General features: G+C 68.2%; 17 protein-coding genes and 1 pseudogene. 2 read left to right on the top strand and 16 right to left on the bottom strand.

Annotation, left to right across the window (positions count from 1 at the left end):
* Positions 1-159 precede the first annotated feature (159 nt).
* The 6 genes and pseudogenes from Ssi02_RS10690 to Ssi02_RS10715 all read right to left on the bottom strand — a co-directional run.
* Entirely contained in the window at positions 160-843 is a 684-nt protein-coding gene (locus tag Ssi02_RS10690; protein WP_204024403.1) for a hypothetical protein, read from the bottom strand.
* 121 nt (positions 844-964) lie between these two features.
* A complete protein-coding gene (locus tag Ssi02_RS10695; protein ID WP_204024405.1) occupies positions 965-1,672 on the bottom strand; it encodes a hypothetical protein in 708 nt (235 codons plus the stop codon).
* Between the two features lie 2 nt (positions 1,673-1,674).
* The gene (locus Ssi02_RS10700) at positions 1,675-1,926 is read right to left on the bottom strand and encodes a hypothetical protein (protein WP_204024407.1); all 252 of its coding nucleotides are present in this window, start codon (positions 1,924-1,926) and stop codon (positions 1,675-1,677) included.
* A complete protein-coding gene (locus Ssi02_RS10705; RefSeq protein WP_204024409.1) occupies positions 1,923-2,261 on the bottom strand; it encodes a hypothetical protein in 339 nt (112 codons plus the stop codon). The genes Ssi02_RS10700 and Ssi02_RS10705 overlap by 4 nt, the downstream gene beginning before the upstream one ends.
* 507 nt (positions 2,262-2,768) lie before the next feature.
* Complete coding sequence (locus Ssi02_RS10710) at positions 2,769-3,989, bottom strand: helix-turn-helix domain-containing protein (RefSeq protein WP_204024673.1); 1,221 nt, start codon at positions 3,987-3,989, stop codon at positions 2,769-2,771.
* 129 nt (positions 3,990-4,118) lie between these two features.
* Positions 4,119-4,262: pseudogene (locus tag Ssi02_RS10715) on the bottom strand (daunorubicin/doxorubicin resistance ABC transporter ATP-binding protein DrrA); the annotation flags it as partial.
* A 239-nt stretch (positions 4,263-4,501) separates the two neighbouring features.
* Here Ssi02_RS10715 and Ssi02_RS10720 point away from each other — a divergent pair.
* A complete protein-coding gene (locus Ssi02_RS10720; RefSeq protein WP_239128784.1) occupies positions 4,502-5,005 on the top strand; it encodes a PH domain-containing protein in 504 nt (167 codons plus the stop codon).
* Positions 5,002-6,816 (top strand): PH domain-containing protein, encoded by a 1,815-nt coding sequence (locus Ssi02_RS10725; protein ID WP_239128785.1) that lies wholly within the window; start codon positions 5,002-5,004, stop codon positions 6,814-6,816. Before Ssi02_RS10720 ends, Ssi02_RS10725 begins: the two co-directional genes overlap by 4 nt.
* 26 nt (positions 6,817-6,842) lie before the next feature.
* On the opposite strand, the gene Ssi02_RS10730 is transcribed toward Ssi02_RS10725, so the two are convergent.
* The 10 genes from Ssi02_RS10730 to Ssi02_RS10775 all read right to left on the bottom strand — a co-directional run bounded on the left by Ssi02_RS10730 (position 6,843) and on the right by Ssi02_RS10775 (position 17,274).
* Positions 6,843-7,388, bottom strand: coding sequence for a hypothetical protein (locus Ssi02_RS10730; RefSeq protein ID WP_204024411.1), 546 nt, complete (start codon positions 7,386-7,388; stop codon positions 6,843-6,845).
* 17 nt (positions 7,389-7,405) lie between these two features.
* Positions 7,406-7,894: a hypothetical protein gene (locus Ssi02_RS10735; RefSeq protein WP_204024413.1), complete on the bottom strand. Its 489-nt coding sequence runs from the start codon at positions 7,892-7,894 to the stop codon at positions 7,406-7,408.
* Positions 7,895-8,048: 154 nt separating this feature from the next.
* On the bottom strand, positions 8,049-8,459 hold the full coding sequence (locus Ssi02_RS10740) for a hypothetical protein (protein WP_204024414.1): 411 nt from the start codon (positions 8,457-8,459) through the stop codon (positions 8,049-8,051).
* The gene (locus tag Ssi02_RS10745) at positions 8,437-9,018 is read right to left on the bottom strand and encodes a TlpA family protein disulfide reductase (RefSeq protein WP_204024415.1); all 582 of its coding nucleotides are present in this window, start codon (positions 9,016-9,018) and stop codon (positions 8,437-8,439) included. The genes Ssi02_RS10740 and Ssi02_RS10745 overlap by 23 nt, the downstream gene beginning before the upstream one ends.
* A gap of 30 nt (positions 9,019-9,048) precedes the next feature.
* Positions 9,049-9,594 carry a MauE/DoxX family redox-associated membrane protein gene (locus Ssi02_RS10750; RefSeq protein ID WP_204024416.1) on the bottom strand — a complete coding sequence of 182 codons (546 nt, stop codon included), beginning with the start codon at positions 9,592-9,594 and terminating at the stop codon, positions 9,049-9,051.
* A 15-nt stretch (positions 9,595-9,609) separates the two neighbouring features.
* Positions 9,610-10,137, bottom strand: coding sequence for a hypothetical protein (locus tag Ssi02_RS10755; protein WP_204024417.1), 528 nt, complete (start codon positions 10,135-10,137; stop codon positions 9,610-9,612).
* Between the two features lie 608 nt (positions 10,138-10,745).
* A complete protein-coding gene (gene sepH, locus Ssi02_RS39595) occupies positions 10,746-13,382 on the bottom strand; it encodes a septation protein SepH (protein WP_307825633.1) in 2,637 nt (878 codons plus the stop codon).
* A gap of 275 nt (positions 13,383-13,657) precedes the next feature.
* A complete protein-coding gene (locus tag Ssi02_RS10765) occupies positions 13,658-14,995 on the bottom strand; it encodes a D-arabinono-1,4-lactone oxidase (RefSeq protein WP_204024418.1) in 1,338 nt (445 codons plus the stop codon).
* Between the two features lie 114 nt (positions 14,996-15,109).
* A complete protein-coding gene (locus Ssi02_RS10770) occupies positions 15,110-15,847 on the bottom strand; it encodes a polysaccharide deacetylase family protein (RefSeq protein WP_204024420.1) in 738 nt (245 codons plus the stop codon).
* Positions 15,848-16,065: 218 nt separating this feature from the next.
* On the bottom strand, positions 16,066-17,274 hold the full coding sequence (locus tag Ssi02_RS10775; protein WP_204024422.1) for an MFS transporter: 1,209 nt from the start codon (positions 17,272-17,274) through the stop codon (positions 16,066-16,068).
* Between the last annotated feature and the right edge of the window lie 186 nt (positions 17,275-17,460).

The following is a 17,460-nucleotide window of genomic DNA, read 5'->3' on the forward strand; positions in this document are numbered from 1 at the left end:
CCAGGCACCGGCAACCGCCGCAGAAGAACAGCAGCCTCGGCCGCGCACCAGACGACGGCACCGGAACAGAGGTTCCGGCCAGGCTAAGATGCGCGCCGTGCGCGGGATCAGAGGACTTTCAAGGTCCCGCAGTCCCGGCAGCGGGCGGAGACGACCTCATCAGAGTTCATCCGGGCTACACGGGCAGTCCTCCCGATGCCGTACATACAGCGACGATGTCCGGTCACCGGCCGCAAGCTGCTTGACCTCCCAGGCGTGATCGGCCCAAAGCCCCCGACCGTTCCGGACACGCGACCTGTAGTTCTTGAAGCGGGCAGGCATGCCCTCCACCAGCAGGTGCCACACCCCGGGGGCGGCCTTGGCCCGGTCGACCAGCCCTTGCATCTGCGTCTCCAGTTCGGTGTACCGGCTGACACGTTCGGGAGGCGTCTCCCAGACGAGGCAGACCAGCATCCCCGGACACCCAGCGACCTCGACCCCGCCGACGACCTCAGGCGCTATCGTCGCGCCCGAGCGCAGCCACGCCGACCCGGGGGACAGGCATCCCCGGCAGTCCGGCCTGTGACGTATCCACATGCGGTCCCGGCCCTGCTCGCCTACACCGCGACGGACAGCCACAGACCACCAATGGCCCTGCCACACGCCTTGGCCCTGACTCGCCCGCGAGCGCAAAGCGTTGATCCGCGCGGGGATGCCCTCAGCGACCCGAGCCCACTGGTCCGACCGGGCGACGAGGCTCGCCACCGCTCCCATCCGCACATACGGCACATCCATCGCCGCCCGTGCAGGTCCCAGGGCTGCTCCGTTCACCGGCGGAGACTCCGCACGTCCGATCAATCTCACGCGTTCACCTCCAAAGACGATCCGCACAGAAAGTCGTGCTTTCACTACAAGGAGTAATGCCGGCAAGCCTGACGGCCGGGTAGACCCTGCCCGGCCGTCAGGAGACACAGCGGAGCAGCGGCTACAGCGGGACCGGCACGCTGCCCGACATCCGCCACAGAAACACCGTTACGACTTCCGCCGCCCGCTCCTGGGCAGCCTCAGCGGAGCCGAGTTCCTGATCAGGCCACCGGCCTTCCGGACCCGGCAGGTGCACGGACAACGTCACCTCACCCGCCAAGCGCCGCCGGAACTCGTTGACCGTCATCGCCCAGACAGACCCGAGCATGCCGTTGCGGTGCCCCGGCAACCGGCCCTGCTCCCAGCGGAGGGTGAACCGCTCCCTCAGCATCGCGACCTCCCGGCTCTCCTCAGCCGCCCGCACACAGGCGGTGGCAGCAGAGCCCAAGCGCCGCAGCAGCTCGTCAAGTTCCCCGTCATCGGCGAGCGAGACGAAGCCACTTTCCTTGGTGGCCATCCAGAAGACATTGAGGAGGCCCACGCTTTGCGGGTCTTCCACGAAAGTCTTCAGGGTGGCGAGGCGGAGCCCTCCCCGGTCCCACACGGTGAGCTGTGGTATCCGGCAGACGTGCGAGGCCCGACCGAACATGGCAGGTAGTGGTTCACCCTGGTCAAGCTCGCACACCGCGCCCCGCTCAGCCAGGAGGCGTCCAAGACCGGCGAGCGCCGCCACCTCCGGCTCGTAATGTCCGGGCAGCGGCCTAGCATCGCAGTTGCACCGCTGCCCCGCCTGTCGGTGGCACGAGTAGGCGTCCGGCGTCTCAGCCACGGTCACCCGCCCCAGTTCGAGGGGCGCAGCGCATCGGCGATCTGCTCCACTGTGAGAGGGAGCAAGATCCCCCGCGCGGGGATCTCGGCGGTGTACCGGTCGAACTCATCAGCCGGACCCTCAACGATGATGCGTTCCCAGCCGTGCTCGTCGACACCGACCAGTCGCGGCGGCCCCTCCCTCAGTACCGGGTAAAGCCCCGCATTGGCCAGGACGGGCCGGACCTCGGTGAACAAGTCCGTGACAGCGTTCACAGCGACCCCCGACCGTAGGGGAGGACACCGGGCACGCTGATCGGATCGAACGCCGTGAGCACCGGCAGTAGCCACACAGGCACCATCCGGTCGAACCGGTCACCGAACGGGCTGAAGAGAAAGGCCGGACCCTTGGGGGTGGCCACCAGGGTCACCACGCCTTCCGGGGATCCCGAGAGCAGCGAATACACCCACAGGCAGTCCCCCGAACCGTCCAGACGGACGGGAACCTGCCACCGGCGCAGCGCCTCGGCATAGACCGCTAAAGCGGCCCACGTATCACTCAGGGGCGATTGCGGCACAGGGGTCTCTGAACCAGCCCTAAGCTTGGGCATGGGTCGCACCTCCATTAAGTCCTACGTGCGATCAAGGGTCCGTCGTTTCGAGTGCCATCGTTCGGCGGGCCCGCTAACGTCTTAGGCTTGCTGCTTGGTGTCTGTTTCCGGCAGCACCATTTCTGCGTAGGGTTTTTGTGTGTCCTCTAGGGTTTGACGCACAGCACGTCTATTGGCTTGGGAGATGTGATCTCTTAACGAGTCCGCATCGGAAGCGCTGAGGGTCTCTCCTAGGCCGTCGAGTCGGCGAGCGAACCAATCACCATGTCGCCCCGCCGGATCCACTTCGCGCCAGATCTCCCAGGTATCGCCAAACTCCGCCCCTAGCTCTTCGATTGGGGTTGGCCATGGACCGTGCAGGCTCTCCGCTCGCAATCGCTCTGGCCTCATCATCACCTCGTCAGACACGACTACGGCGACGATAGATGGGGCCAGCCGAGCACAACAGAAACGCAGCACGGCCCTTTGACCGTGCTGCGCATGATGAGGGGCTACGTTTCGTAGCCCTTAGTCTGTGATCTTCATGTGGTCGGCGAGTATCCGCTGTTGTTCGGTGAGCCGTCGATTTCGAGTGGCGAGGATTTCTCGCAAGGTGTCACGTGCAGGTTGTTGATATCGCAACCATTGGGGGCTACGTCGCCGAAGTTCCACGAGTAGCTCTGTCGCCGCCTCAGAGTCCCCGGTCTGCACACTAGCCCGCGCCCTATCCAAGAGATGACGGTCCCACTCCTCATTGGTGAGATCGTCAGTGCGACTCAACGTGGACGAGAGAGCAAGCGCCTTGTCAGGAGCGCCCGAAACCAGTGCATTCTCGATGGTCTTCAGCGCGACCGTCGTCGGTCCGAACGTCTTCTGATCCACGGTGGCATGCTCGTGTCGCAGCGGTGCGGCAGCGGCGGCGGCAATGCCCTGATACTCCATCGCTTCCTTTGGACGGTTGTTCCTTGCCGCCGCAGCACTTGCCCTTAGGAGCATCCATCCCCAGGCCGACAACTGACCAGGCGTGGCCTTGGACAACTGCGGTTCGAGTTGCGCCGCAGTCTCGGAACACAACCGTTCGACCTCATGGAATCGCCCTTGCCGTAGCATCGCATGGGCTTGCCCGCTCACTGCTGCTGCCGCTCGTGTGGCGTCCTCGATGTCCAGTGCATCGCGTAGTGACGCGTGAAGGGCAACCAGTGCTAGGTCGTGGGCTCTGATCTGAATCAGGTAGCGGCCTGCCAGTCCCACTACGTCCGCGCGTAACCTCAGGGCGTCCCGGTGAGACTGATTGCTTGCATAGCCGTCCACGTGATGATGTGCAGAGCGGATAAGCGCTGGAAGAAAGCTCGCTAGGTCGTCATAGCGGTTGGTTCGGTATGCGCCCTCGGCCAGCTTCACCGCCCTCAGCAAGCGCTCCAGGTCGAGATCGTCGCCGTCACTCGACCCGTAGATCGGCCGCCCGGTAAGTCCCACGGGAGGAGTTATCGCGGACCGTAGATCGGCTAGAACAGCGACGTCGTTGTCTTCCTTTGGCTCAGGTGAGGTCGACCCAACGAAGGTGAGGGTCACCACGTCAAGAGTGCGGGCAAGTTGGTGAAGCGTTTCCAGTCTTGCGCTTCCGCCGCGCTCGATCTTCTTCACCACTTGAAGGCTCAGGTTCGACGCATGCGCAAGTTCTTCCTGAGTCAGCCCACGCCGTTTGCGCAACTCACGTAGACGATCACCGATTCCGTGGTTGTCTGCGATGGTGCATCACCCTCTCGCGGTTGGCGATGATCCCAGGCTAACCGAGCAGTAGACAGACATCGGCTCACGATGGATCAACGCTCGGCCCATGCCGCAGCCACATTGGTGTCAAGAGTGTCACAATCCGATTGTCGGCTTGCCCGCGCCGTTGGGACCGAGCACCCCGAGCAGCCGGCCCTGCGGCACCGCGAGGTCGACTCCGTCGAGCGCCTTGGTCTCCCCATAGTGTTTCGCCAGGCCCTCCGCCTGGATCGCATATCGCGTGGTGGTCATGTCCGCCCTCCGTTCGCCTCCAGCGTCGCGGGGGGCGCTGACAGGGCGCTGAGGGAGCGCTGAGAGGCGGTGGAGGGCACTGACAGAACGCTGGCAGATCTGTTATAAACGATCAGCACATATGCTTTGACCTGCACATATATCCCGAAGGTAGGTGCCGTCATTGTGTATACAAGTTGTCTGAGGGAGCACACCTCCGCGCTAGATATATACGGTCGAAACCGGGCTAGGCTGGGCAGGTGACCGCACCGCTCCGCGATCCCATCAACCGGGTCTCCAAGAACGCCATCAAGCTGTGGCTGCTCGAATCGCTCATTGGATTCGTGCTCATGGTCGGAGGCTCGTTTCTCCTGGCCCAATGGCTGGGGAGCACGGATTGGCCCTGGGTGCCCGGGTGGATCGGCTGGCTGCCGGTCGTCACCGCCGTCGTCTTCGGGCCGCTCGGCGTGCTGGAGCCCGTCAGACGCTATGCCGTGCACCGGTGGGAGCTCGCCGACGACGTGGTCTACGCGCGGTCGGGATGGATCGACAGGAAGTGGGTCTTCGTGCCGGTCAGCCGTATCCAGACGGTCGACAAGGAGCAGGGCGTCATGGAGCGCATGTTCGGGCTCGCCACCGTGGAGATACGCACGGCGTCACACGCCGGGTCGTCCTCGATCAAGGGGCTCGACTACGACGTGGCCGCCGCTCTGGCGGGCACCCTCGCCCAGCGCGCCGAGGCCCTCAGGGACGATGCCACGTGACCGAGGAGCAGCCGGGATCGGGCACCCGCCCGCATCCCCACCATCCCGCGTCCCCTGAGTCCCCCGCGGCGTCCGGCCAGGGAGCGCGCCCGGCGGCACCCGAGGGGTTCGGCCATGGCGCCGGACCCGCGCCTTCGGGACCGGTGTCCGGGCCTGAGGTGCCCGGTCCCGAGGTGCCGCCACACCAGTGGGACGAACTTCCCGGACCCGACGGCACACCCCAGGGTTGGCCGGAGTATGCCGAGCCGCCGCCGGAGCCCTCGCGCGTCAGCCCGCTGATGATGCTGATCGACCCCGTGCGCAACCTGCGCGCGCTCATCCTGCCGCTGGCCGGTGTGCTGTTCGTGGGCGGTTTCTCCCCGACGTCCATCGTGTGGGCGGCGGTCGGCGTGGGCGGCGCGGTGGTGTTCGCGGTGGTGCAGTGGTTCACCTTCCGCTACCAGATCATCGGCGACCGGCTTGAGCTGACGAAATCGCTCATCGGGAGATCCGTACGGACCATCCCGCTTGACCGGATCCGCGGCGTGGACATCTCCACCCCGCCCCTGCACCGCCTCCTCGGGCTCGTCGTCCTGCGCATCGACACCGGAGCCACCGGCGGCGACGAGGAGGAGGGCGAACTCAGCGGCATCACCAAGGAGGAGGCCGCCCGCCTCAAGACCCTCCTCATGCGGCGTTCCCGCTCGGCCCCCGCTCCGGAGGCCGATGCGACGGCGGTCACCGTACCCCCGCGGGAACAGCCGGCGGACGGCGGCGAGACGAAAACCCCCGACAGGCCGCAGGAGCGGGTGTTCAGCCGGGTGCCGCGGCGGTGGCTCCGCTACGGTCCGTTGTCCGGCGCCTATGTGCTCACGCCGTTCGCCGTGATCGGCGCCGCTGTCGGCCTGTTCTTCAACTGGGGCCGTGAGATCGGCCTCGGCAAGGAGGAGGGCGACGCCGGGCTTGTGCGGATCGCCCGCGACGCCGGACTGTGGCTGCTCGACCGGCCCGTCCTGCTCGCTGCGGTCATCCTGCTTCTCGTGCTCGCGATGCCGGTGGTGGGCGGCGTGATGTACGCCCTGTTCAACTGGCAGTTCACCCTGCTCGCCCGGGGAGACCACCTCGTCGCCGAACGCGGCCTCACCACTCGCCGCAGTGTCTCGCTGGAGCGCCGCCGCGTGCGCGGCTACGAGATCGTCGACTCCCCGACCGAGCGGATCGGCAAGGTCGCCCGCGTGTGGGCCATCGTGACGGGGCTCGGCAACTCGCAGACACGCGGCCAGCTCTTGCCCGTCGTGCCGAAATCCCACGCCTGGGAGATCACCGCCGAGGCGGTCACCCCCTTCTCCTCGCCCCTGCGCCCCCATCCGCCCGCCGCCCGGCGGCGTGCCCTGGTGCGCGCGATCGTGCCGTGGCTGGTCGCCGCGCTTGTGCCCGGCTGGATCGCCCTCACCGTCGGCGGCTGGCCGTGGTGGACCGCGGCGGGCGTCGCCCTGGGCTTCGCCGTACTCGGCGTTCCTTTGGGGCTTGACCACTATCGTTCTCTGGGCCACACCTACGACGGTGTGCGCATCTCGGTGCGCTCCGGTTCGCTGCGGCGCTCCCAGGCCGTCATCGAGAAGCGTGCCATCGTCGGCTGGACCCTCAGCCAGTCGTGGACCCAGCGCCGCTCGGGCCTGCTCACCGTCACCGCGGGCGTCGGCGCGGGCACCGGCGGCTACGCCGCCCGCGACGTGGCCACCGACGACGGCGTCGCCTTCGCGGCGGACGTCACACCCGACTGGATCAGGCCGTTCCTCCTCACCCAGCCGGGGGAGGAGAAGGGGGCCTAGCCCCTGTTCGGTTCGGGCGCCGGGGCTCAGGCGATTACCGGGCCCTCGGCTTTGAAGACGATATAGGTGGTGCTTGAGGCCGTGTCGATCTGGAAGGCGTAGCAGCCCGGCGTTTTCAGCAGGACGAATCCGGGGTGGTCGCGCCAGTCCTTGGCCGTCGGGTCGGGGGCGATGACGAGCTTGTCGAGCGGCGCCTTCGCCCCCCCGCTCCTGAAAGCGACCCCGCCTTCACCGTCAAGGCGTATGCCTCTGATGGTGATGGGAGTGGTGATGTCCGGCTGGGTGAACCACGGCACCTTCGCACCGCCCCAGCCGTCGCCGCCGAATTCGCTGCCGAGCTCGTCGTAACGCAGCGTCGGCGGCATGAAGGGGCGTGCGGGGCCGTCGCCCAGCAGGTCTCCTGTCAGTGTGGTCGGCCGGGTCACGGTGCGGGTCACCGGGCATTGGCCGCCGGTGACGACAGGGGGGCCGCTCGGCGGGTGTTTCACCGGCGCCGCCTTGGCGGCCTCACCCTGCGGGGGCGGGGAGGACTGGCACGAGGTGATGGCCGTTGCCGCGAGCGCAACGGCCATTGTCCTTGTCATGCGTTTCACTGAAGCATCCAGACGAGTGTGGCTGCGAGTGACAGGAAGGACGTAAAGCGTGCAGCACGGAACAGTATACTTCGGCCTTTGACCGCATAGTCTGCGATCTCTGATGCATTGCTGCCGATCGGCTTGATCAGGTACGGCAGAGCACGCGCGGAGGCGAATGCACCGACCGCCGCAAGACTTCCTCCGACACTGCCGGCTATCACCGGAATCGCCAGAGCCACGTGAAACACCCCGTAGGGGGCGTCGGTCAGAAAACCAAATCCCAGTGAGCGTCCCCACCGTGTCGCCGCCACCGAATCGTTGCTGTTCACGAGTTCGGTCGGGACGAGCCAGCGCAACGACATTTTACGGTGCCATATGCCTCCCAGGAGTTCGCTGATCGCGAAGGCCGCCACCACCGCCGTGATAACCACCTGGCGCACCCCGGATTCCACCGGGAGCAACCACGAGGAAACACTGAGCGCGAGGACGACGACAGCCAGCATGCCCGCGCCGGCGGCCAGTCCGCGAACGAAATTTGAAATCCAGCCCCTGGGCGACGCATACAGCGTGCCGGCCGCGTTGAGGCCTCAAGAGGTGCCGAATGAGAGCACTCCTGCGACACCGGCGAGGATGACCGAGATATATATCATTTGGTTTTCAGTAGTGAATGGTGGATTTGCAGCCGCAGTGGTAGGCCCCCGTGCACGGGATAGGGCCGAAGATACTGGAAATGCAGTCGCGGCAGCGGTGCCGGTTGGGAGCGGTGCCCGTATACCACCACCCGCTGCTGTAGGGGCACTGCCCGCAGCCGCGGTCGTAGGTTGGCGTGCAGGTCGCGAAACCGCTGGGGCAACTGGAGTCGGCGGCGCATCCCGAGCAATAGGTGCTTTGAGGCGGGTAGCAGGTGCCGTGGGCCAGCGCCGGGCGGACGTCCACTCCGACGACGACGCCCGCCACCGCGGCGGCGAACGCTCCCGTCTTCCCGAGGAACCCGCGGCGCCCGAATCGCCGCGCGGCCTTCGCCGTCCCCAACTGGAACTTCTCGTCACGCGATAACGTGGATTTCATCCTTGTGCTCCTCTGCGAATTCGACGCTCCGGACAGGGGCGAGCATCTTGATCAGTTGGGTGCGGGTGTTCATCAGTCCCTTGGCGGCCACGAGGCCGCGGTGGTCGACGACGAAGGCGAAGGGGCTGACCTCGACGTCATACGCCTGGCCGATCTCCTCATTGGCGAACACGACGGGCCCCTTGACGCCGAAGCGCTGGGCGTAGGCGGTGACGTCGGCGATGTCCTTGCCGAACAGCAGATTGACCACCTGAATGTCGTAGTGGTCCTCGACATATTTGATGTCCGGGTAGATGAGCGAGCATTCGCTGCACGCGGTGGAACCGAAGAACAGCAGCTTGGGCTCGCGGGTGTGCACGTCGACGCTCGCGTTCGAGCGCGCGTCGACCAGGTCGAGCCGGGGAAGGCGCCGGCCCACCGAGATGCCGCTGTCGTTGGCGCCCCGTGAGGTTCCCAGCACGAACACGCCGAGCTGCCGGAACAGCACCGCCGTCAAGATCAAGTTGAGAAGCGTGACGGCCAGGCACACGGCGACAATCACCACTATGGCAACCGACATCCTCAAGCCTTTCTTTTGCGGGTCGGCGGCTTAGGAGGGGGCACGGAGATCCGGGAAGTCCTCCAGCCAGGGCCGGTAGCGGGCGGCCAGCTCCCGATAGCGCTTCAAAAGCGGCAGGTAGGCGGGGAGGATCACCATGGCGAAGAGTGCGAGGATCAGCGCCGTGGCGAAGCCGAACAACCGCACGGTGAGCGGTGGAAGGGCGGGCTCTGCGAACATCGCGGCGACGGCGGCGGCGAGGACGGCGAGGCCGAGATCCGCCGCGGCGAGCCCGTAGCCGAGCCGCCCCGACCGGGATCTGCCCCAGCACCCGCAGTCCGCCCGGCCCCGCTGCACGCGCAGCCACAGCACCCCGGCCCCCATGACCGCATACACCGCCGCGACCGCATAAAGAACGACGGGGGCGGGAGAGAGCACGAACGCCGTACAGAGGATCGCATGTATCACGGTGAGACCGTGGTCGAGAGAGGCCGGGATGACGGAGCGGCGTTTCTCCGCCCAGACCAGATCCCAGCCCTTGCCCACGGCCGAGGCGATCAGCGGTGCGCAGACCAGCATGCCAAGCAGGAAATACATCCCGGGCCGGTCCCCCTAGACGACGACGGTCGTCGTGAAGAGCCGCGTGAGCAGTTCATTGCTCACCGGCTGCTGCGCGACCGCGTCGGCGAGCCTGCGCAGTGCGGCCAGGTCCTCCACACGGCCGATGACGGGGTTGGCGGGCTGAATGCCGTCGACGTCGGCGAGGAACGCGGCGATCTGGGGCTTGGCCGGGACACTGCCGTCGGGGTGGGAGCACACGACGATGTCGCCGGCCTTGTAGGAGCCGCCCGGAGCGGCGGGCATCATGGCCCGGTCGGGCGGTCGCTGCGCGTCCGGCGGAAGACCGGCGCCCGCGGCGGCGGCGGGAGCGGCCTTGGCTTTCGCGGCGCCGTATCTGGCGACGAGGTCGGCGAGGGACGGCGAATCGATCTGAATTTGCAGGACAAATCCGGGAGCGTATCTTGTGACGGTGGACACGGAGGCCGCTGCGCTCTTCTCGCCTCCGGATCGGCCGGAGAACTCCGCGAAATCGCCCGCACGGCGTATTCGCAGCTCTCCGACCGGCTGAATCGTACTCATGACTCACCCCTTGGCTGGTACGTCGCGAATGTGCAGGGCGAGGTCTGTGAACTCGCCGGCCGCAGGCCAAGGCGTTTGATGAGGAAACGGCTGCCCGGCCCTGGCCGCATATGTGCCCCATCGATATCGGCGGTCGTACGGGTTTGTTTGTTCTCCGCGCGATCGGTGGAAGCACGTTGAGAAAGCTCGCCCCGTGTTACATTCCGACTATTTGGACGGATGCTCCTCATAGATAGCAACACAGCAAGAGGGCGAACACAATCGTTGACATTATTCGAGAGTTAAAGTAGGTAACCGCTCGGTCACCTAGGGTGAACGAACTTTTGTTCTTGTCCGTCCTGTGGCCGGGCGGCGTCAAGCCATAATGACCTGCCTGGCCGCTGTTCCGTCCTCTGTGCCGCCCAGTGATAAACAGCGGCCGAACTCGCGTTGAGACCGGAATTAGTTGTTAGACAAAAATGGTTTGCCCTGTCCGGCCGTAATTCTTTTCGGCCGGTCCCCGGACGATAAAAAGGCCGGTGCCTGCGAGGCGCGGCGCACACCGAGGGGCCGACCAGAGTGGGTCTGGCCGGCCGGAGAGCGGTGTGGGAGCCCGCGAGCGCGGGCCGTCAGTCCTGGCGGCGGGCGCCGAACATGATCTCGTCCCAGCTCGGCACGGACGCGCGGCGGCCACGCGACCTCCGGGCGGGGCGGGTCGGCTGAGCGGGCGCCGGGGGAGCCTGCGGGGGCTCCGAGGTCTTGTCGGCCGCCGCCTTGCCCTTGCCGCCCTTCTCGGCCGCCTGCTTGCCCGGCGCCGGCTTGGCGGGAGCGGCAGGTGCCGGGTCCGGCTTGGGTTCGGCCTTGGCCGCCGCCGCGGCCGGCTCCTGCGGGCTCTCCACAGCGTCACCCGCCTTCTGCGCGGGCTCGGCGGCAGGCGTTTCCTCGGCTGCGGGTACGGCGGAAGCCTTGTCGCCGGCCTGGTCACCGGCCGGAGTGGCGGGTGTGGTGGCAGCGGGCGCGGGGGTGGCGGGCATGGTGGCGGCGGGAGGCGCGGCGGCCTGGGCGGCTTCCGCCTGGGCGGCGTCTGCCGGGACGGCGGCCGCGTCAGAGGCGTCCTTGGCGGACTGCGAGTCCACCTCGCCGGCGCCTGAAGCGGTGGCGACCTCGCCGGAAGAGGCCGGAACCTCCTTGGTTGCAGCCGGGATGACGTCTGTGGGGGAGGCGGCGACATCCTGGGCCGCAGCGGGCGTGGCGTCGGCGGACGGCGCCATGCCGGGCGAGGCCGCCAGAGGCGGAACGTCTGCGGCGGACTCCGCGGCTGGCGAGGCCGTACTGGCAGAACTCGCGGCGGGCTCCGCGGTGGGCGAGACCCCGCTGGGCGGACCCGCGGCGGGCGAGGCCGTGTCGGCAGAACTCGCGGCGGGCGAGGCCGTACCGGGAGAACTCGCGGTGGGCTCCGCGGTGGGCGAGACCTCGCTGGGCGGACCCGCGGCGGGCGAGGCCATGACGGGAGAATCCGCAGGGGGCGCGACGGCTGCGGAAGGCCCTGCGGAAGGCGAGGTCGCGGCGGGTGGAACGATGGCGGGCGAGTCCGCGGTGGACGCGGCAGGCGCGGGCGAGGCGGTTCCTGGTGAGGCTGTGGTCGGCGCCGAGGCACTCTGCTGCACATGCGGCTCGGCGGAGGCTGCCACATCGTCCTTCGGCGAACTCACCGAAGGTGTGACGGGAGCCGAAGCCTCGCCGAGTGGCGCGCGGCCGGCCTCGGGCTGGCTCTGCCGTACATCCTCGGGGCCGCCGGCAGGGGGGTCGGTGTCGTGGGCGGGCGTCTCGGGGGCAGGACCGCCCGCTGGGACGTTGTCCGGCCGGGCAGGGTGGGCGGCGGGGCCGGTCGGGCTGTCGTACAGCGGTGTGGGCCGGTTCGCGTCCGCGGCGGGGCCGTGTGCCGGGGTGCCGTACAGGGGCGTGGGGGCGGAGCCGTGTCCACCCGCCGCCTCGTCGGATCGTGCGCCGAACCTGTCGGAGGCCGAGGGCGCAGCCGGGCGGGCGGCCGGACTGTCGTATGGCGACCTGCCCGCGGTGAAACCGTGCGCCGGATTGTCGTGCAGCGGCGCGGCGGGCCGGGCGCCACCGATGGCCGGGCTCGCCGTGTCGCTCACCGGTGCGGCGGAGCGCGTGTGGAAGTCGCTCGCCGGTGGGGGCGACGGGCGGGTGACGGGCGGTGTCGGGGCTGTGCCGTACGGAGGCTGGGCCGTCGGGGTGCCGATCGCAGGCGTGTCGCCGTGTGGGAATGCGGTGCGGGCTGTGCTGTCGCCCATGTCGTGGTCCCCCTCCGCCGTGGCGGGTGTGGTGTGCGCTGTCGCGGGGGGGAGGTTCTGCATGATGCCACGGGACGGACCGGCGGGCCCCTCGTCGCTGAGGCGTGCCGCGGGCACGGTGCCCGGCTCGTCGTCCGGCGGTATGATCTTGGGCGCGGCGGGATCGGCCCAAGTGGGCCCGGGGGTCTCGCGGCGTAGCGGGGGCTGCTCAAGCTGGCGCGGATGGCCGATGTGCTCGGCCTCCAGGCGCATGGCGGGCGGGTCGTGCCGGATCACCGAGGGGAAGGGGACCGGCGGCGCGAGCGGCGGCACGGGCTGGAGCTTGGCGACACGCGGCACGAAAGGCGTGACCGTGGTGTCGGGGGCGGGCTCGACGTATTCGGACGCCGACAGGCGCATCGCTTCGTCGTCGTTGGGGCTGATGTGGCGGCGGCGCGGGTCGAAAAGCCATTCGGCGTTTCGAGTGTGGCCGTTCCACACGAAGCCGAGCTTGACGCGCCACAGGCCGTCGTCGCGCTTGGCGGAGTCCCAGTCGATCTCGTCGGCGGGCACGCCGCGGCGGCTGAGCCGTTCGGCCACGAGGTCGCCGAGGATCGGGCCGGGAGAGGTGTCGCCCGGGAGCCTGACGGCGCAGCGCTGTGCCTGCTGGGCCATGTATTCCCGCTCCTGCAGCACCGGCCCCTCGAACCAGCGGACGCGCTCGACCGGGATTCCCGCCGTCATGGCGATCTCCTCCGCGGTCTCCCCCGCGCGGATCCGCGCCTGGATCTCCTTGGGACGCAACGGACTCTCCACTTCGATCTCGTACTGGCCGAGACGGGAGAAGTTGCCGCGGACAGCAGCTCGGAGCCGGTCGTCCACGGGGAGCGTGAACCGCGTGCCCCGGCCGGCTGTGGCCAGCACGAGGTATGTGCCGTCTTCGCTCACCGCGACGAGTCGGAGCTCCTGCATGCGAGTCCCTTCGTCGTCCTGCTTGTTCTTCCCCCGGACCCTTGAGTCTCTCGCGTGTGCCGGTTGCCTTCCAGCACCGTACCCGGCATGTCCGAACATCGCCTTCCCGGAGGGGGCCGAGGACGATGTGACGCCGGTCACAGTATGCGGCATTGAGGTTGACTATAGATCAGTGGCGGGACGCCGGGGGTGAGGCTCCTCGACGGATTCTCCCCCAGCGGCACCCGCACCGCCCAGCACTTCGCGTATGTCAGGGTCCGGTCCGGTCGGCGTGCTCAGCCGAGTACGCCTTCCAGATAGTCGTTCATAAACAGTCTGTCAGGGTCAAGTCTTTCGCGGAGCGCAATAAAATCCGCCAAACGTGGATATACCTGGCCGAGGTAGGTCGAGTGCTGGTTGTGAAGCTTGCCCCAGTGAGGCCGCCCGCCCAGCCCGGTCATGATCTCCTCCACCCCCGCGAAATAGCCCGGATCGGGTGAGCGCCAGTAGACGTGGCAGGCGATGTAGGCGGTGGCTCTGCCGTACGCCGTCGACAACCACGCGTCGCTCGGCGGCGCCACACGCACCTCGACAGGGAAGCTCACCCGAAGGCCGGCGCGGTCGATGAAGTCGCGCAGCTCGCGCAGGGCGCGGCCGAGGTGCTCGCGCGGCACGGCGTACTCGGTTTCGAGGAACCGCACCTCCCTGAGCGTCGCGAACACCTTGTGCGAGGCGTCCACGTGCGACGACTCCGAGAGCAGCCGCGCCGCGATCGCGTTGATCGACGGGATGGCCGGGGGATGGCGGGCGCCCACGGCGCAGGCGAAGCCGAACAGCGTGTTCTCCAGGAACCGCTCGTCCAGCCAGCGCCGGAAGGCGCTCGGCGGCGACGCGGGCCTCGCCGTACGGTTGCCCAGTTTGACCAGGCACACATCGGTGTGAGGCATCCAGTGGAAATCGAGGTGGTCGTTCTCGTCCGTCAGGTTGTCGAGCGAGTCCAGGATCTCGGTGAGCGCCATCGGCCGCCGGACGCAGTGGAGCAGGAAGGCGGGTTCCACCCGGAACGTCACGGCGGTGAGCACCCCGAGCGCGCCCAGGCCGACGCGGGCGGCGTCGAACAGGTCGCGCTTCTCGCCGGTGTCGTCCGCGCCCACGGTGACGATCTCGCCGGAAGCGAGCACCATCTCCAGGGAAAGCACCTGGTCGGCGAGGCCGCCGCTACTTCGCCCGGAGCCGTGGGTGCCGGTCTGGATGGCGCCCGAGACGGTCTGGGCGGTGATGTCGCCCATGTTGGCCAGGGCCAGCCCGCGCCGGTCGAGTTCGAGGTTGAGGTCGTGCACCGTCGTGCCCGCCCCGGCCGTCACCCATGTGTCGCCCGCGGCGCGCACACCGGTAAGGCCGTCGGGCCGCAGCAGCAGGCCGTCGGTGAGGGCCGCCCCCGTGAAGGAGTGGCCGCTGCCGGCCATGCGCACGCGCCTGCCGGCGGCGGCGCCGTCGAGTACGGCGCGAGCCACGTCGGCGGCCGATCGGGGCGTCCGGACCTCGGCGGCGGTTGTGCGCTGATTGCCGGCCCAGTTGCGGAAGGTCCTGCCGGGAATGCCGCTGTGAACCTTGCCGGAAGAAACCTTGCCCATGCAGGACCTCGCCCACGTCGCGTTCCGCGCGTCGCTCCGCCCGCGGGTTTCCCCGCGAGTGACGGAGCAGTGAACATGAACACTACTCATGCAAGGCCCGGAGCGGTATGGCTCCTAGCCCACGACCTTGTCGGCGGGGAAGGTCCCGCCCGCGGCGGGCATCGCGTCGCCGAGCACGTCCGAGACTGTCACCATGTGGTAACCCCGCTTGGAGAGCTCGGTGAGGATCGCGGGCATCGCCTTCACCGACTCCTGCACCCAGTCGTGCATGAGCACCACCGAGTTGCGCTCGGCCACCTTGAGCACCTGCTTGGTGATCTCCTTGGTGTCGCGCAGCGCCCAGTCGCGTGAGCCGGCATTCCACAACACGATCGGCAGGTTCACCTCGGCCGCGACCTGCTCGACCGAGGGCGTGCTCAAGCCGTAAGGCGGGCGCAGCAACACCGGCCACTCACCGGTGACCTCGTGCACGATCTCCTGCGTCGAGACCACCTCGGTGCGGATGTCCTCGATCGAGATGCCGGTGAAGTTGGAGTGGCGGTAGCTGTGGTTGCCGAGCTCGTGGCCCTCCTTCGCCATGCGGCGGGCGAAGGCGGGGCGCGACTTCACATATTGCCCCTGCAGGAAGAACGTGGCCTTGGCCTTGTGCTTCTTCAGAGTGTCGAGCAGCTCACCGGCGTATTTGCCCGGACCGTCGTCGAACGTGAGGGCGACGCATTTGACTACGGCGCAGTCGACACGGGCGGCTGTGGACGCTGGGCCGGTGGCGGACGCGGCGCCGGTGGCGGGTCCCGCGGCGAGCGCGGTGACGCCACAGGCGAGTGCGAGCAGTGACCGGAGGAGGCGAGACATGACCGAACCTTCTGAGGGGGAGGAGCCGGGGCGCCCCGCATCGTACCGCTCAGGGTGATCGATACGGGACACCCAGTGATCTCTCGCAATAAGGTTGAGATCTTAACTACTCCTGCGCGCAATGCTCTGCGCGGGGGCTGCCGTTTACTGGGGACTGCCGGGCCTCCGCCTACGCCTGTGCGGGCCGCCGGGCGTAGGCCCCCCTTCGTTCGCCGGGCCTACGCCTGTGCGGGCGAGGTCTCCTTCGGCGTGCGCAGCAGCGCCGAGCCGGCGAGGCCCACCGTCGCCGCGAGCAACGCGCAGATCAGCGCGAACCCGTAGGCGTTGGTCGCCCCGAACATGTCGGTCAGCCGCCCGCCCGCCCACGCGCCGATGGCGACGCCGAAGCCGACCGCGGTGGAGATCCACGCCATGCCCTCGGTGAGCAGCCCGTTCGGCACCAGCCGCTCCACCAGGGCGTAGCCGGTGATGATGGTCGGCGAGATGGCGAGGCCGGCGAGGAAGAGCGCGACCGCCATGAGCGCGACGTGGCCGACGAACACGATCGGGACGACCCCGACGGCGAAGAACCCCAGTGCGCGCACGAACCTGCTGCGCAGCGAGATCCGCCATTGGCGCGCGCCGAACCAGATGCCCGAGACCAGGCTGCCCCCGGCGAACGCGCCGAGCATGAGCCCGGCGGCGGCCTTCGAACCCTCCTCCTCGGCGAAGGCCACGGTGATCAGGTCGACGGAACCGAACACCGACCCCATCGCCAGGAACACGCACGACACGACCGCGACACCCGGGATCAGAATGGGGGACGTGCCGCCGCCGGACCTGCGCGGACGCACGGGCGGCTCGGTGCCGCGCTGCAGGGCGAACGTGGTGACGCCGATCGTCGTCGACAGGAGCACGACGACCAGCCCGGCGTACTCGCTCACCGTGGTGGCGAGCGCGGTCGCCAGCGCCGGTCCGCCGACGAAGATCATCTCGTCCATCACCGACTCGAACGAGAACGCCGTGTGCAGCTTCTTGCTGTCGCCCGCCGTCAGATACGACCAGCGCGCTCGCACCATCGAGCCGAGCGAGACCGCCGTCGCGCCGACCAGCACACCGGTGGCGAACAACGTCCAGATGGGTGCGCCGGAGCTCGCGAGCAGCATCAGCCCGATCAGTGCGGCACCGTGCGCGATGGTGATCGGGATGAGTACCCTGGCCTGGCCGAACCGGTCGACCAGCCGCCCGGAGAGGGGCGCCGAGACGGCGAAGGCCACCGAGACGGTCGCGGCGATCGCCCCGGCTGTGCCGTACGAGTTGGTGAGGGCGGAGATGAGCAGGACAATGCTGATACCGAGCATGGACATCGGCAGGCGTCCGACAAATCCGCTGATGACGAAGCCTTTGGCCCCCGGCGTGTTGAAGAGCCCTCGATACGGCCCGACCACGACAACTCCACTTCCGCACGCCTCTGGCGTGATCGTTCCCTTCCCGACCGTCGGCTGGTCCGGTGACGGTACGGCATTGCACAGGTGGCGCTGGGCCCCTTCCGACCTTGGAGCACCCATACACGGGCGAGCAAGCGGTTTTCTGGGTCAAGCAACCACCAACAGGGTCTAACGTGTGTCAAATGT

This window comes from Sinosporangium siamense (assembly GCF_016863435.1).
Taxonomy (GTDB): Bacteria; Actinomycetota; Actinomycetes; order Streptosporangiales; family Streptosporangiaceae; genus Sinosporangium; species Sinosporangium siamense.